The sequence below is a fragment of the Shewanella sp. ISTPL2 genome (genome assembly GCF_013283205.1).
In the GTDB taxonomy this organism is placed as follows: domain Bacteria; phylum Pseudomonadota; class Gammaproteobacteria; order Enterobacterales; family Shewanellaceae; genus Shewanella; species Shewanella oncorhynchi.
Genome location: NZ_JAAPAV010000001.1, coordinates 454,066 through 468,612 on the forward strand (window position 1 = coordinate 454,066; position 14,547 = coordinate 468,612).

Below are 14,547 nucleotides of genomic sequence, written 5' to 3' on the forward strand. Positions count from 1 at the left end.
ATGACTTAGAAATGACAAAATGATGACAGTTTTGGGGAAGCTTAGTGCTATCTATCTGTGTTGGTGGGCTTGATTAGATATGCTATGGAAAGAGCTGAAATCTAAGGTGAGTTTCAGCTCCTAATCTCGGTTTAGCTTTGCTTCTTAAAGGCCTGCAATGTTTGCAGTAATGCGCCTAACTGACGCACATAGGTTTCGAGTTCTTTAGGATCGAGCGTTTGATGTTCTTCCATGCGAGTTAAGTCATCGACCAACTCTTGCACATAGGGCAGAAAGCGATTACTCGAAGCGATAAAACCTTGTTCTGCCGTGAATATGCTGGTGAAGTTTCCATGGCCAGCTTTCTTTAGCTCATCTAACTTAGCGTCGGCGTCTATGGCTTGGCGATAGGCGATTTGAAGATTTTCTTTCAGTTGCTCTATAACCTTGGTATGTGGCATAACAGCGTCTCATTGCAAAATTTGCAGGAATTATAAGGGGCAAAGGATATGGCAACAAGCCAATGGCGACTAATTGCATCAATCAGTTTTCTGGCGTTAGCGGGTTTGAGCACAAAAGTGGTGGGTGCAGAAACCGATAAACCACCATTTTATGAAGTGCAATGGCAAGGCAAGAGCGCGTATTTGCTGGGTTCGATTCATATTGGACGTGCCGACTTTTATCCTTTACCCACCCAAATTGAAACCGCGTTGGGTAAAGCTAAGGGCTTAGTTGTAGAAGTCGATATCAATAAAGTCGATAGCACAGCCTTACTGCAACAATACGGCCGCGCCGATAAAACTAAGGGTTTAGATTGGCAGAGCCGAGATAAGCAAACGGTCGAGAGCATGACGCCCTATTGCGCGGCCACGGCAAATGTTTGTCAGTCGATACAATCTTTCGCACCTTGGTTGCAGGCTACTCAAGTTAACTTATTGCGTTATAACGACTTAGGTTACAGCACGGATTATGGCGTTGATATGCAGTTGATGGCTCTATATGCGACTTTGCCTGTGTATCCGTTGGAAACCGCCGAGTCACAATTTCAATTGTTAGCGTCTTTTAATAGTCAAGAGCAGTGGTCTATGGTGCGTGAGGCGATTAGCGCATCGGATGCGGAGCTTTTATCGTTAATAACGGCTTGGCGTTCAGGTAATGAAACTGAGCTTGATTCCATAATGCAGGAGCAAATGGGCGGCGAGGGCGACACTAAAATGCTAGAGAAAATCCTCTGGCAGCGAAACCATGCGATGGCCGATGGCATTATAAAATTAATGGGCTCGACTGATGTGGCTTCACCTTTGTTTGTGGTGGTTGGTGCTGGCCATGTGGTGGGGGATAAAAGCGTGGTGCAATTGCTAGAGCAAGCAGGCGCCAAAGTGAGCGCCTGCTGGAAACAGACTTGTCAGTAATCGTTTAGGCTGCGCGTTTGTAACGACGCGCGTTCACACTGCAGAGCTTTGCCCTAAAAAGTGCACATATCGGCCGAGGGAAATATAGGGTTCGCGTTGCGAGTACTCCAGCTCCATTTGTAGCAGCTTGTGATAGTCGAAATCCGCAGGCTGACTCTTTTTCAAATAGTCGTGGATTACACGTACGCCAGACTGGCTGATGAGTGACATTTGCCATTCGCTAAACCAATCTTTAACTTCTTGAATATAAAGCGGATGAGTGGGAGTTAGTCGCACTTTCTTCTTCACTTTTAAATCAGCGGCGACGTAATCGAAATTGCCCGACACTAAAGCATGAAAGCGCATGGCTTCTTTGTTGTAAAACATCAAAGAGAATAATCCGCCGGGTTTTAGCATAGTAAGTAAACCTGCTACAGTTGGCTTAGCATCCGTTAACCATTCAACGACCGCATGACACAGTATGATATCGAAATAACCATGGTTATCGACCGATAATGCTTGGATAGGCGCATGGATAAGCTGGATAGCTAATGGTTCAGGGGAGGCATCAATTTGTTCTTTGGCTTGAGCCAGCATCTCAGCAGAGATATCGCAGAGTACAACTTCGTGGCCGAGGCGCGCTAATCTTTGGCTAAAGTAACCAAAACCACCGCCCGCATCTAATACTCTGAGTTTTTTATCCCCCAGTTTTGCCAGCGCGGGGACGAGGTCGCGCCATAGCACTGCGGCACGAATTTCGCCCTTGGGCGTACCATAGATGTTTTTCGCAAATTTTTGCGCGAGCTTATCAAAATTCTTATCTTGCACGTGATAACTAGGTTAAGGAGAGTGGAACGATAGTGTGGCACAGTCGTAAATTTTTCGCACTCTGGAGATGTTATTGCCGAGTTGAGATGGATAAATTTGCATCGTTAATTTTTAATCTATTGATTTTATTTGTAGTAATTATTCCTACTAAACTTAGGGATACACAGAACTCAGTGCTCTGGGTTATAATCACGCCGTTTTCGCCAAACCTGACTCTATATACCCAAGCGACCTGAAGATACGAGTTTCAGAGCGCCTAGGGTGCTTCAATTCAAGGCGCATCAATGACAGAAATTGATGCAACACGGAAGTGAAGTGCCCTAGGCGCTCCGTCCCGGCGGGTTTTAACGCACTTTATGCTGTGTTGGTTATTTTGAACTTAGTCCACTAGGTCCGCAAATAACCGCCTTGCCTAAAGTGCGTTAAATTCCCGCTGAATCCTGCATTTTCAGGTTGTTTGGGTATAGTTGTCCATTCGGAGAGTCAGCATCAGCCCTTATTAAGACGCAGTACTGCCTGTTTTACACTCGTTATCAGCTTGATTGATCAGACGTTACTCGTCTGTGCGGGGTAATTTATGACAATGTATTTTTGTGCCAAGGGATAGTTAATTAAAAGGTACTCAGACTTGAATAATGCATATTGTGTTGAATTGAACGCGATGCCGTCGCTGTTTTCTCTTTATCGCAAGATCTTCTTTGGCCGTAAGCCTGGTTGGGATCAACAGCCGTTGCCCCAAATCAAGGTGACCGCGCCGCATGTGACTGTGTCTGAAGCTAAAGTAAGCCAATATGCGCAGGTGTGTGGTTTTCAATTTGACGGTAAAGTTCTACCGCCAACCTATCTCTACGTGATGGCATTTCGCCTGCATGCGGTGATCTTTACCCACGATGGGATCACTTTCCCACTGCTTGGGATGATCCACCTAAAGAATCGGATTCAAGTGTATCGGCCTGTGACGGTGGACGAGACTTTCTCCCTCGAGTGCGCCTTGACCACGAGCCGCGAGACGGATTCTGGCTTAGAGTTTGAATTTGTGTCTAAGGCGTTTGTGGGTGAAGCACTCGTCTGGGAATCGCTATCCACCTATTTATATCGTATCGATGTCGCTGGGCGTCGCGTTCGCCCACCTAAAGCCATTGATATGGCATGGGAAACACCACAAAGCTGGAGTTTGAGTGAAGATTTAGGTCGTCGTTATGCTAAGGCATCTGGCGACTATAACTTGATCCATCTGCATCCTGTGCTTTCAAAGCGTTTTGGCTTTGATCGCGTTCTCGCGCATGGCATGTGGTCTAAGGCCCGTTGTTTAGCAGAGTTGATGCCAAGTATTGGCGATCGTCCATTCACTGTGGATGTGACCTTTAAACTGCCACTTTTGATGCCTGCCGATGTTGGATTTGGCTATGAGCAGAATGCTAATAATATGGTATTTGAATTACGTGACAGCAAAGGCCGTCGACCTCATTTAAGTGGCGATGTGCAGTTTTAAGCCGCACTCAATAATACATACAACCACGGCGCCTTCTGGCGCCGTTGTTGTTTATGGTTGTTGCTTTTGAGAAACAAAAATCAAGGTACGATGTGACCCATAGATGCCTGCCAGATACTGAACCATTGCTGGCGATCGAGCTGGATCTCATTGGCGGCGACGGCGCTCTTGAGCCGTTCGAACGCAGGGCAGATTATTTGATGCAGATTAAGGAATCGCTCATTAACCCTTTCGACGGCTATATATCTTAAAGCCAATCACCTAATATCCGCCCTATTCAATGAGTGTTGTTAGTTGAACTCTCATACTAAACCAGAGTGTATCTGAAAGGGAGAAACCGACGCATGCTGACAGATATGGATATTTCGAATCGCGCTAGCCTAAAAGACATTAATGAACTGGGCGTCGACTTAGGTCTATTACCCGAAGAGATGATGCAATTTGGTCACACTAAAGCCAAGGTCGAGCTCAGTGTGTTGCAGCGTTTAGCTGGGCAGCGCAAAGGCAAATTGATTATCGTCACCGCAGTCACGCCTACGCCCCACGGTGAAGGTAAAACGGTGACTAGTATTGGCTTAACGCAATCGTTAAATGCCATAGGCAAAAAAGCCTGTGCCTGTATTCGCCAGCCCAGCATGGGGCCTGTATTTGGGGTGAAAGGTGGCGCTGCGGGTGGCGGTTATGCGCAAGTGGTACCCATGCAGGAGATGAATTTGCATCTCACGGGTGATATTCATGCCGTCAGCAGTGCCCACAATTTAGGGGCTGCGGCGATTGCGGCGCGGCTATTTCATGAAGCGCGCTTAGGTAAGGCGGAATTTGAGGCGCAATCTGGGCAAGCGTTTTTGGATATCGATCCCAGTGAGATCCGTTGGCACCGAGTGGTCGATCATAATGATCGCTGCCTTAGGCAAATTCATGTTGGCTTAGGTGATAATAACGGCCCAGAGTACGAATCCAGTTTTGATATTACCGCCGCCTCTGAGTTGATGGCGATTTTAGCCTTAAGTCATAATTTGGCAGATATGCGGGCGCGGATCGGTCGTCTAGTGCTGGCGTTAAATACCCAAGGGCAAGTGATCACAGCCGAAGACTTAGGTGTCGCTGGTGCGATGACGGCCATCATGGCGGATGCGATAAAGCCGACGTTAATGCAGACCTTAAATGGTTCACCTTGCCTGATCCATGCGGGACCCTTTGCCAATATTGCCCACGGTAATTCATCCATTATTGCTGATGATATTGCCCTCAGACTGGCGGATTTTGTGGTGACTGAAGCTGGTTTTGGCTCAGATATGGGCTTTGAAAAGTTCTGTAATATCAAAGTGCGTCAATCGGGTCAGGTGCCCGCTGCCGCTGTGCTGGTCACTACTTTAAAAGCGCTGAAGGCCAATAGTGGTTTGGTGTCTGAGTCAGATATCAATCTACCAGATCATGCTCGACTCGAAGCAGGCTTTGCAAATTTAAACTGGCATATCAACAATGTGGCTCGCTATGGTATTCCTGTGGTGGTTGCCATTAACCGTTTCGCCACTGACACTGATGCCGAGTTGCAATGGCTAACTGAAGCCGTCAACGCGAGCAGCGCCTTTGGCTGTGAGGTCAGCGATGCTTTTAGCCAAGGGGAGGCGGGCGCTGTCGCCTTAGCGCAGACTGTGGTTCGCGCCGCTGAAACCGAGAGTCAGTTCAAGCTGTTATATTCAGATGAAGCCTCATTGGAGGCTAAGTTATCCACCTTAGCCGAGGTGGGGTATGGCGCAGCGGGCGTTAGCCTTTCTATCGAGGCCAAACAACAGGCGCAGCAGCTGACCGTATTAGGTTATGGACATTTGCCCCTGTGTATGGCCAAAACGCCGTTATCTATTAGTCACGATCCTAGCTTAAAGGGCGTTCCTCAGGACTTTGAGATCCCAGTGCGGGGTTTAGTCTTGCATGCTGGTGCGGGGTTTATCACCGCCTTGGTGGGGAATGTGATGACTATGCCAGGACTTGGGCTGAAACCGGGTTACTTAAAAATTGATATTGATGCGCAAGGTGAGATAGTCGGCTTAGGCTAACACTTGATGCAGAGATTTATAGGCCAGAGATAAAAATAAGGGCGAGCTCATTGCAACGCCCTTCTTCTCTCATTTAACGCTGGTTTAAAGCGGTGATTTCGTAGTTTGATAGATATGCACATCACGCTGTGGGAAGGGAATACTGATCCCTTCGGCGTCAAAGCGCATTTTCACTTCGCGGGTAATGTCCCAATACACTTCCCAGTAATCTTCCGGTTTTGCCCAAGGGCGAACGATAAAGTCGACCGAAGATTCGCTCAATAGATGTAGCTTAATCGTCGGTTCTGGCAATGGTTGTACCTTAGGATGCGCTTCGACGATGGACTTGAGAATCGCTTCTGCCTGTTCGATGCTGTCGCTATAACTGATCCCAAAGGTCATATCGACTCGACGTTGATGCTCAGCTGTGATGTTGTTAATTGTGTCACCCCAAATCTTATTATTAGGAATAATAAGACGTTGGTTATCCATGGTTTTAATCGTGGTGGAGACAAGGCTCATGTGACTGACGCGTCCGGTGACGCCAGCGGCGTTGATCAAATCGCCCACATCATAGGGACGGTAAATTAAGATCATCATGCCTGAGGCGAAATTCGACAGGGTATCTTGCAGGGCAAAACCAATAATAACACCCGCGATACCAAAGCCTGCGAGCAAGGGACCAAGTTCGATCCCAAGCTGTGAAAGGGCGATTAACAGCCCGATAGTAAAGACGGCTTTACCTGATAGCGAGGTGAAGAAGTCTTGTAATAACTTACTTAAATTCAACTTAGAATTGCTAACGGTATTTTTCACTATCTGTTTGGCTAACTTGCCGGCGAGACCCGCAATAAACAAGATCAAACAGAAAACAAATAACTTAAACACGACGGTTGGGCCGTGATTAATCGCTTGTTCTTGTGCCGTATTTAGCCACTGCTCAACGAGACTTGATGCCACATCAAAGTTCAACACATCTTGAGTGATATCACCTGAAACACTAAAGAGTGTCTTTTTCAGCGCGGCGGTATCATGGCCTAAGGCGTCGAGTAGGCTGATGTCGATATTTAAGCTCTGACTATTTTGTGCTAAGCGTTCCTTTAGCATCATTACGTGGCTGGTTTGCGCCGAAGTGACATCTTTACCTGCATTGGTTGCGGTATCGATTGCTGCTTGTAGTTGCTGCTGGGTATAAGTCACTAAACTTTCTAGCGTATCGGCACGTGCTACTAAAATTTGCATCAGTGATTTTTGTGCTTCGCTAATATCTTGGCCAACTTGTTCGAGCCAAGTGAGCGTCTCGAGTTGTTGCTTGTAATAGGTGTCTTTTTCTAATTCGCGCTTTGATATTTCCAGCAGAGTCGCATCATCTGTGCTCGAACCTAATTGCTGTTCTAATTTACTAATGTTGTCATCGATATAAGCATCAATTTGTTGGATGTAGTTAAGTTGTCCTTGGATTAATGGTTGCAGAAAAGCTTTGTCGATTGGCGTTGCTTCGAGCAGATCTTTAATCTTATTACGTAACTGTAAGGTTTTGTTTTGAATTCGATATTCAACAATTGTCTTCAATTCGCCTTTGGCATTTTTTAGTTTACGTATATCCGTATCGATAGCCTGTTGCAGCATTGCCAGTTCTGTCTTGAGCGTTACAGGAGTGCTGGATGGGCTTTCGGTTGCAGTGACTGGTTCAGTTTGCGCTTGGGATGAAAGGCTGAGTAGTGGTATTAGCAGGGCAAACACGAGAGCGAGGTAGCGGTGCATAGGAGTGATCTTAAGTAGAAATATGTCTGAGTATGATAGATGTTGCCGGATTTACTGTAAAATATCTGCGAGTGAAATAGCCCTTGGAATTAAACTTTTTTGGGAAGGGTTGATTTGAGCTTAACCTTGAGTGCGGTGCTTTATCTGCTTTTTCCGACATTTTGGCTATTTACAGGCCGAACTCTAGTCGGTATCTGGTAAACTTGCGCATCGTTATTTAGGAATCGTGTTTTCATGTTGTGTTCCCATTGTAATCAGTACATCAAGGTCAGTGACATTAGCCAGCAAAGAGGCAAAGGTTTCGACGCTCAAGTGCGTTGTCCCCATTGTGCGGCTTGGTTAGGCCGCAGTCCAACATTGGCTAAACTCAAGTTATTAGGATTTTATTTGAGTGTGTTTACGGCGGGATACAGTTACTTTGATGCCTCTGTGCGGTATTTTGCGATCCCTGTAATGATTTTTTCGTTGATGTTGTTGTTTGTGAGCCATTTTATGGATCAAGTCATCACCATTGAAGCGCCCGAGCAAGTCGATGATAGCGATCAAAGACAGAAGTATCGTTAGGCTAATAAGTGGATTCGTTATGGATAGGAAAATCGGCGGTAAATTTTCCAGAGACGAACATCATTTGAGCGCCTTTAGCAGGCGCTCAAAATGCAACTAAGAGGGTTTAAGGGGTGAACTTCAGCCGCGCTTAATGAGTCTTTGTTTACTGCACGACTTGTTCTTGACTCGTTAAGGAGTGCTCAACGTAATAAATACCACCAAATATCACCGCGCTGAAGATGACTATCCCTAAGATAAGCCCTAAGTTTTCACGAAAAAATGCTAGCATAATAGTTGCCTTTAGGTGGATAAAACGGAGCCATAACGAGCTTGATTTCGTCATTGTGCTCGCAGACATAAAAACTAAATACACTATAGTTACACTCACTTAAGCTAATCTTAAATGCGTTTTTTTACCTGAGTTCTCACAAGATCCTACCGCTATTGAAACAAGAAGTTATTGGTAAGACTGGGTACCTCAAATATCTTGTAACCTTTTGCAAAGCGATTACCTTATTGCAACTTGCTATGGCACTGACATAGACTTATGCAACTTTTTAACTATGGGGACGACTGAGTGAGACTTAAAAGTCACATTAGACGCACAATTTCGATATGGCTTGCTGCCGTACTGATATTGCTGTCTCTTGCTGCCTCAGCCCATAGTGTGACCCATCTTGATGATGGCGCTAAGACTCACTGTACCCTGTGCTTCCATCAACACCAACTCAACAAGATTTTATTGACCCATCCGCTGACGCTGAATTTAGCTATACAGCATTTCGATGTGGTCGAATTTATTTTACCTTCCTCTATTTTTGAACACGTCAGTGTTTATCGCAGTCGTGCGCCTCCCTTCGCTCTCTAAATCAACTTAAAATTTTAACTTATTGTATTTCTTGATGACTTTATATCAGTCGTCGAGTGCTAGTTGTATTTTGGAGATATCATGACTGTTTTAAATACCCGAATTTCTTTGGTGGCTTTGGCGTGTGCGCTCGTTTCGCCTAGCTTATTTGCAGAAGACTCGAGCTTGACCAACCCTAATATCAGTGGTGTGCTAAATGGATATTATCAGACGGGAGAACGCCCATTAGCCGAGAGTCCAGATGGCTTTGGTTTAGGTGAAACTGAACTGGCGATGAGTGCCAATATCGATGATATGTTTTACGGTAAAATCACCGCAGTAGTTGAAATGCATGACGGTGAGACGGAACTGAATCTGGAAGAAGCCTTTATTCAAACCATGGCGATGCCAGCGGGGTTTTCTATCCGTGGTGGCCGTTTCTTATCGGACATTGGTTACCTCAATAACCAACATTTACATACTGATTCCTTTACCGACCGTCCTGTGGTTTACCGTGCATTCTTAGGGGGACATTATTTTGATGACGGTATACGTTTTAACTACGTAGCGCCGACGGACTTGTATTGGACCATGGGCGTTGAAGCCTTTAAAGGCGATAGTTTACGTGCTGCCGATGAGCATGGTGAGCGTGAGTTTAAGAAGGTCGGTGTTTATACCTTGTACTCAAAAATTGGTGGCGACATAGGCGATAACAGCTCATGGCAAGCGGGGTTGAGTTACTTGCGCAACGAAAATGGCCAAGTGACTGCCCATGAAGAAGGGGAACATGAAGATGAGCATGCCCATGGTGATGAGCACGAAGGTCATAGCCATGCCGCATCTTACACAGGTAAAAATACCTATGGTGCTGATTTTGTTTATAAGTGGGCGCCTAACGGTAACTACAAATATCAAAATCTCACTGTGAGCGGTGAGTACTATCGCGTGAGCGATTTTACTCCTATCGATTTACATCCTGAGGATGCACCGAGCCAAGATTATCACCAAGGTTGGTATTTGAGCAGTGTGTACCAATTCACGCCTAGCTGGTCAGCGGGTGTGCGTTACGGTGAAGCGGATACCCAAGAGCTCCATGGCGATCATTTTCATGGGCAAAAGTTGAAGGAATCGGAGGTGAGTTTGGCTTGGCATTCTAGCCATTTTTCAACGGTTCGTTTCCAGTATACCAATCAAAAGGGTACTAACTTCGATGGAATAGAAGACGATAACATCTTCACTATTCAATACATTATGTCTCTGGGGGCTCACGGTGCGCATCAATTCTAATTTAGCTAAATTGGCCGCAGTGGCCTTATCTGTCACTTACACTGGTTTGGCCCATGCCGAGCTGAATGTGTTTGCCTGTGAACCTGAATACGCGGCATTGACCAAGGAGCTTGCTCCAACGGCTAGCATCTATTCGGCAACGACGGCATTACAAGACCCTCACCAAGTGCAGGCGCGTCCGAGTTTGATCGCTAAAATGCGTCAGGCGGATCTTGTGGTGTGCGCAGGTGCCGATCTTGAAGTGGGTTGGTTGCCTATGCTGCAGATGAAGTCGGCAAACGCAAAAGTGCGCTCGACCGAGCAAGGCTTATTTTTCGCTGCCGATCAAATCGAGACCTTAGATAAACTGGCCACTGTCGATCGCAGCATGGGTGATGTGCATGCTCAAGGCAATCCACATATTCATTTTGACCCGACGCGACTGTTAAAAGTCGCCACGGCATTGAGTGCTAAGCTGGTTCAGTTAGATCCTGCTGGCGGGGCCGATTATCAACAGTCACTGGCAGATTTTACCACTCGCTGGCAAGCTGCTGTCCCACGTTGGGAAGCGCAAGCTAAGGGATTACAAGGTAAAAAAGTGATCGCTTACCACTCTAGCTTTAGATACTTATTCAACTGGATTGGTATCGAGCAAGTGGCAGATTTAGAGCCAAAACCGGGTTTAGCCCCCACTAGTGGCCACTTAGCGAGTCTGCTGACGCGCGCCGAGCAGGGGGATATTCTGGCCGTAGTTGTGGCATCTTATCAGGATGAGCGCGGTGCAAAATGGCTGGGTGAAAAAGCGAACTTGCCCGTGGTAATGCTGCCTATGTCTGTGGGGGGGAATGATAAGAGCCAAGATTTATTTAGCCTGTATGACAGCGTGATTTCCCTCTTAAATGGAGTGAAATAAACCTATGTTTGATCTTGAGCTGATGTCGATTCTGTTACCTGCATTGGCAGCGGGGATCTTAGTGTTGTCGACGCATATTGTACTTGGGAGACAAGTGCTTAAGCGTGGCATCATTTTTATTGATTTAGCGATAGCGCAAGTTGCCGCTTTAGGCGCGATTGTCGCTCACATGGACCACAGATTAGAAGATATGCCGTTTGCTAATGTGTGGATGCCAGCGCTGTTTGCCCTTGCGGGTGCAGGGTTTATCGCTTGGTTAGCTAAGCGTATGGCGGGTGAGTTGGAGGCTATGATTGGCTGCTTTTACGTCTTGTCTGCGGTGGCCGCAATGCTGTTGCTGGCAAACGACCCACATGGCGCCGAGTTGTTAAAGCAATTGATGTCAGGTCAGATCCTGTGGGTAAGTTGGTCACAACTGATTTTGCCGGCCGTAGTGTATTCACTGGTGTTATTAGCGATATTCCTACGCCCCCAGATGTTAGACGGGGCAGGATTTTATCTGCTATTTGCGCTAGTGATTACCTTATCGGTGGAATTAGTAGGCGTTTATCTGGTGTTCAGTACCCTGATATTGCCAGCTTTAGCGTTGAACAAGTACCGTGGTAAAGGTCGGCTATTTTACGCTTACCTCGTCGGTTTACTGGGCTATGTTTTGGGCTTAGTTCTATCGGCGACCTTAGACCTCCCTAGTGGTGCGGCAATTGTCGCGACTTTGGCCGTGAGTGCCTTAGTTATCCGCTTTGTGTTAAGTAAAGTCTCGCCTCAGGCAACTGAGTCTGAAATCCTACCCAAGCACCACGCTTAGTTCGATATTAATCTTAAAGCCCATCGATACACTGGAGGTTCAGTATATCGATGGGCTTTTTTGCTTGCTTGTTAGCAAGTCAGCTTACAGATGTAAACAATATATTGAGTCCCAAAGCCATGGTGGCTATACTGTCGCCACTTTTACAGTCGGAGTAAATCGTGCTTTTAATCGTCAGATCAATGTTGTTGGCGGTATCTTTGTTGCTTGCCTTTATTTTTGGTGGCTTAGTGTGTTTATTAAGGCCTCGCCATCGCGACAATGTACATATGTTCGCCAAGATCTTCTCATCGGTTGCGCCAATCCTTGGGATTAAAGTGATTGTTCGCCGGCACGAAGATGTGCAGGACGGCCCGTATATTTTCTTAGCAAATCATCAGAATAACTTTGATCTCTTTACTCACACGACAGCAGTTCCTAAAGGTACAGTGAGTTTAGGCAAGAAGAGTTTGGCGTGGATGCCGCTATTCGGTCAAATCTATTGGTTGTCAGGTAATATTCTTATCGACCGTAAAAACCGTCACAGTGCCTTTGATACTATGGCTAAAACGGTTGAAAAAATTAAGCAGAAGAATCTATCCGTATGGATTTTTCCTGAAGGTACACGTTCGCGTGGTCGTGGTCTGTTACCTTTTAAAGCGGGAGCTTTCCATACTGCAATCGCGGCGGGAGTGCCAGTGGTGCCAGTGGTTGCTTCGTGTCAGAGCCATATTAAGTTAAATCGCTGGAATAATGGTGTCGTCATCATCGATATGATGGCACCTGTGCCGACCGCAGGTTTAGATAAAGCCGATGTGAAAAACTTCTCTGCGCAAATTCATGCCAGCATGTCGGCGAGATTTGCTGAGATAAATCAAGAAGCGGCAGCACTTATGGGTAAAACTCTCGCGAGTGATGACGTATAATATACCCAAGCTACCTGAAGATACGAGTTTCAGAGCGCCTAGGGTGCTTCAATTCAAGGCGCATCAATGAAAGAATGTCGGTCACCTTTTGAATTGATGCAACACGGAAATGGAGTGCCCTAGGCGCTCCGTCCCGGCGGGTTTTAAAGCACTTTATGCTGAGTTGGTTATTTTTAACTTAGCCCGCTAGGTCTGCAAATAACCGCCTTGCCTAAAGTGCGTTAAATTCCCGCTGAATCCTGCATCTTCAGGTTGTTTGGGTATAATGCCAATTTGAGCCAGATTTACCTTAACGGAGACAAATCCATGTCTATTGAAAGTCAGTTAAAAGCCCAACTTGCAGAGAATCGTGACATAGTGCAAGCCCTGCTTGACGATGGCTCAGAGCCTGATGCGGAATATGTTATTGAGCATCACTTTTCATCGACCAATTTTGACCGTCTTGAAAAAGCGGCTGTGGATGCCTTCAAATTAGGTTTTGAGGTGAATGATGCCGAAGAAATGGAACTGGAGGATGGTTCAATTATCTTCTGTTTCGATGCTGTCGCACACCACAAACTGGATGTTGAATTACTGGACAAAGCGGCCGAGCAATTGCTGCAATTAGCGGTAAAGCAGAAAGTGGAATATGACGGTTGGGGCACCTATTTCGTCGGCGATGAAATGGATGACGAAGAAGATGAAGACGAAGAAGATGATGGTTTCCCTCATTAATTCGTTTGCGGATCTCGAGTTTAATCTCCACTCGTTTTAAATAAAAATGCCCATCATTGATGGGCATTTTTAATGGGTATATTTAGGATTTACTTGTTTTACTCGTATGTAAAACACTGCAGTTACGGCCTTTTTGTTTCGCTTCGTACAGGGCTTTATCGGAGCAAGAGATCCAGCTAGAACTGCTGGTAATATGGGAGCCAATTTCACATACGCCTAAACTTACCGTCACAGTAATCTTAAGGCTTTCATACACTATGACGGATGCGGCGATTTTCTCCCTGAGTCGCTCGGTAAAGTTCATCGCATCTGCGCCGCTGGTTTTAGGCAATACAACCGCAAATTCTTCGCCGCCATAACGCCCTGCACAGTCAGTATCACGTAAGGATTGGCTGAGTAAGTGGGCGATATGCTGAATGACTTTATCACCCGCCACATGACCATAGCTGTCGTTGATATGTTTAAAGTTATCGATATCTATCATGACTAAACTTGCTATACCTGAGTAGCGGGCATACAAGTCGTACTCGTGGTCTAAACACTCTTGCCAATGACGACGGTTGTGCAACTGAGTTAGACCATCGGTTTGGCTAAGGCGTTCGAGTTGTTCGTTGGCAGCTTTAAGTTGCAATTTGTTGATGGCGATATCTGTCACGTCATAAATAATCACACTGATATGGGTCACTTGTCCCGTGAGCGATGCCAGCGGCAGCAGGGTCACGTTCTGGTACATATAGTCTGCACGGCCTGTAATCGGGCGATAGTTTTTAAATTGGAAAACGTACGGACGTTGTTCCCAGCTGATAAAAGCACGGTTTTTAAGCATGAAAACCGATTCCATTTTCTGCTTTAACCAAGTGGCAGGCAGATCGGGGAAGCGGGTAAATAGGTTTTGACCTTTGATTGAATTAGGGGAAACACCGCTGTGATTCTCCATAAAACCGTTCCACAGCTGGATATTGTAATGGCGATCTAATACCACTAATCCCACCTCTATGGTTTGTACCATATCGATGAGCCAGTGTAGTTCGTTCATTGCGCTTTGGTCATTTGACATAGGA

General features: G+C 46.1%; 15 protein-coding genes and 1 pseudogene. 10 read left to right on the plus strand and 6 right to left on the minus strand.

The features are described from left to right. Positions 1 to 131 precede the first annotated feature (131 nt). Positions 132 to 440, minus strand: a complete 309-nt coding sequence (locus HUB64_RS02040) for a prephenate dehydrogenase (RefSeq protein ID WP_105250305.1) — start codon at positions 438 to 440, stop codon at positions 132 to 134. A gap of 48 nt (positions 441 to 488) precedes the next feature. Between HUB64_RS02040 and HUB64_RS02045 the strand changes: the two genes are divergently transcribed. Continuing rightward, complete coding sequence (locus tag HUB64_RS02045; RefSeq protein ID WP_173247609.1) at positions 489 to 1,391, plus strand: TraB/GumN family protein; 903 nt, start codon at positions 489 to 491, stop codon at positions 1,389 to 1,391. A gap of 33 nt (positions 1,392 to 1,424) precedes the next feature. On the opposite strand, the gene HUB64_RS02050 is transcribed toward HUB64_RS02045, so the two are convergent. Then, entirely contained in the window at positions 1,425 to 2,198 is a 774-nt protein-coding gene (locus HUB64_RS02050; protein ID WP_173247606.1) for a methyltransferase domain-containing protein, read from the minus strand. 661 nt (positions 2,199 to 2,859) lie between these two features. On the opposite strand from HUB64_RS02050, the gene HUB64_RS02055 reads away from it, so the two are divergent. After that, positions 2,860 to 3,690, plus strand: coding sequence for a MaoC/PaaZ C-terminal domain-containing protein (locus tag HUB64_RS02055; RefSeq protein WP_173497871.1), 831 nt, complete (start codon positions 2,860 to 2,862; stop codon positions 3,688 to 3,690). Between the two features lie 80 nt (positions 3,691 to 3,770). Here HUB64_RS02055 and HUB64_RS23350 read toward each other — a convergent pair. Then, positions 3,771 to 3,869 (minus strand): annotated as a pseudogene (locus HUB64_RS23350) (oxidoreductase); the annotation flags it as partial. A gap of 165 nt (positions 3,870 to 4,034) precedes the next feature. Here HUB64_RS23350 and HUB64_RS02065 point away from each other — a divergent pair. Further along, positions 4,035 to 5,747: a formate--tetrahydrofolate ligase gene (locus HUB64_RS02065; RefSeq protein WP_173496256.1), complete on the plus strand. Its 1,713-nt coding sequence runs from the start codon at positions 4,035 to 4,037 to the stop codon at positions 5,745 to 5,747. Between the two features lie 84 nt (positions 5,748 to 5,831). On the opposite strand, the gene HUB64_RS02070 is transcribed toward HUB64_RS02065, so the two are convergent. Then, positions 5,832 to 7,490 carry a mechanosensitive ion channel family protein gene (locus HUB64_RS02070; RefSeq protein ID WP_173496257.1) on the minus strand — a complete coding sequence of 553 codons (1,659 nt, stop codon included), beginning with the start codon at positions 7,488 to 7,490 and terminating at the stop codon, positions 5,832 to 5,834. Between the two features lie 234 nt (positions 7,491 to 7,724). Between HUB64_RS02070 and HUB64_RS02075 the strand changes: the two genes are divergently transcribed. After that, complete coding sequence (locus HUB64_RS02075; RefSeq protein WP_113939169.1) at positions 7,725 to 8,054, plus strand: hypothetical protein; 330 nt, start codon at positions 7,725 to 7,727, stop codon at positions 8,052 to 8,054. 145 nt (positions 8,055 to 8,199) lie between these two features. Here the strand turns inward: HUB64_RS02075 and HUB64_RS23290 are convergent, their stop codons facing one another. Beyond that, a complete protein-coding gene (locus HUB64_RS23290) occupies positions 8,200 to 8,325 on the minus strand; it encodes a hypothetical protein (RefSeq protein ID WP_105250299.1) in 126 nt (41 codons plus the stop codon). Positions 8,326 to 8,613: 288 nt separating this feature from the next. Between HUB64_RS23290 and HUB64_RS02080 the strand changes: the two genes are divergently transcribed. The 6 genes from HUB64_RS02080 to rraB all read left to right on the plus strand — a co-directional run bounded on the left by HUB64_RS02080 (position 8,614) and on the right by rraB (position 13,486). Beyond that, positions 8,614 to 8,904 carry an ABC-type zinc uptake system zinc chaperone gene (locus HUB64_RS02080; RefSeq protein WP_168827349.1) on the plus strand — a complete coding sequence of 97 codons (291 nt, stop codon included), beginning with the start codon at positions 8,614 to 8,616 and terminating at the stop codon, positions 8,902 to 8,904. 81 nt (positions 8,905 to 8,985) lie between these two features. Next, positions 8,986 to 10,170, plus strand: a complete 1,185-nt coding sequence (locus tag HUB64_RS02085; protein WP_105250297.1) for a hypothetical protein — start codon at positions 8,986 to 8,988, stop codon at positions 10,168 to 10,170. Then, the gene (locus tag HUB64_RS02090; RefSeq protein ID WP_173247598.1) at positions 10,154 to 11,062 is read left to right on the plus strand and encodes a metal ABC transporter solute-binding protein, Zn/Mn family; all 909 of its coding nucleotides are present in this window, start codon (positions 10,154 to 10,156) and stop codon (positions 11,060 to 11,062) included. The genes HUB64_RS02085 and HUB64_RS02090 overlap by 17 nt, the downstream gene beginning before the upstream one ends. A 4-nt stretch (positions 11,063 to 11,066) precedes the next feature. Further along, a complete protein-coding gene (locus tag HUB64_RS02095) occupies positions 11,067 to 11,867 on the plus strand; it encodes a metal ABC transporter permease (protein ID WP_173496258.1) in 801 nt (266 codons plus the stop codon). A gap of 161 nt (positions 11,868 to 12,028) precedes the next feature. Then, positions 12,029 to 12,772: a 1-acylglycerol-3-phosphate O-acyltransferase gene (locus tag HUB64_RS02100; RefSeq protein WP_105250295.1), complete on the plus strand. Its 744-nt coding sequence runs from the start codon at positions 12,029 to 12,031 to the stop codon at positions 12,770 to 12,772. Positions 12,773 to 13,078: 306 nt separating this feature from the next. Continuing rightward, positions 13,079 to 13,486, plus strand: a complete 408-nt coding sequence (rraB, locus tag HUB64_RS02105) for a ribonuclease E inhibitor RraB (protein WP_113939164.1) — start codon at positions 13,079 to 13,081, stop codon at positions 13,484 to 13,486. An 82-nt stretch (positions 13,487 to 13,568) separates the two neighbouring features. Here the strand turns inward: rraB and HUB64_RS02110 are convergent, their stop codons facing one another. After that, complete coding sequence (locus HUB64_RS02110; RefSeq protein WP_131523954.1) at positions 13,569 to 14,543, minus strand: sensor domain-containing diguanylate cyclase; 975 nt, start codon at positions 14,541 to 14,543, stop codon at positions 13,569 to 13,571. Positions 14,544 to 14,547 lie beyond the last annotated feature (4 nt).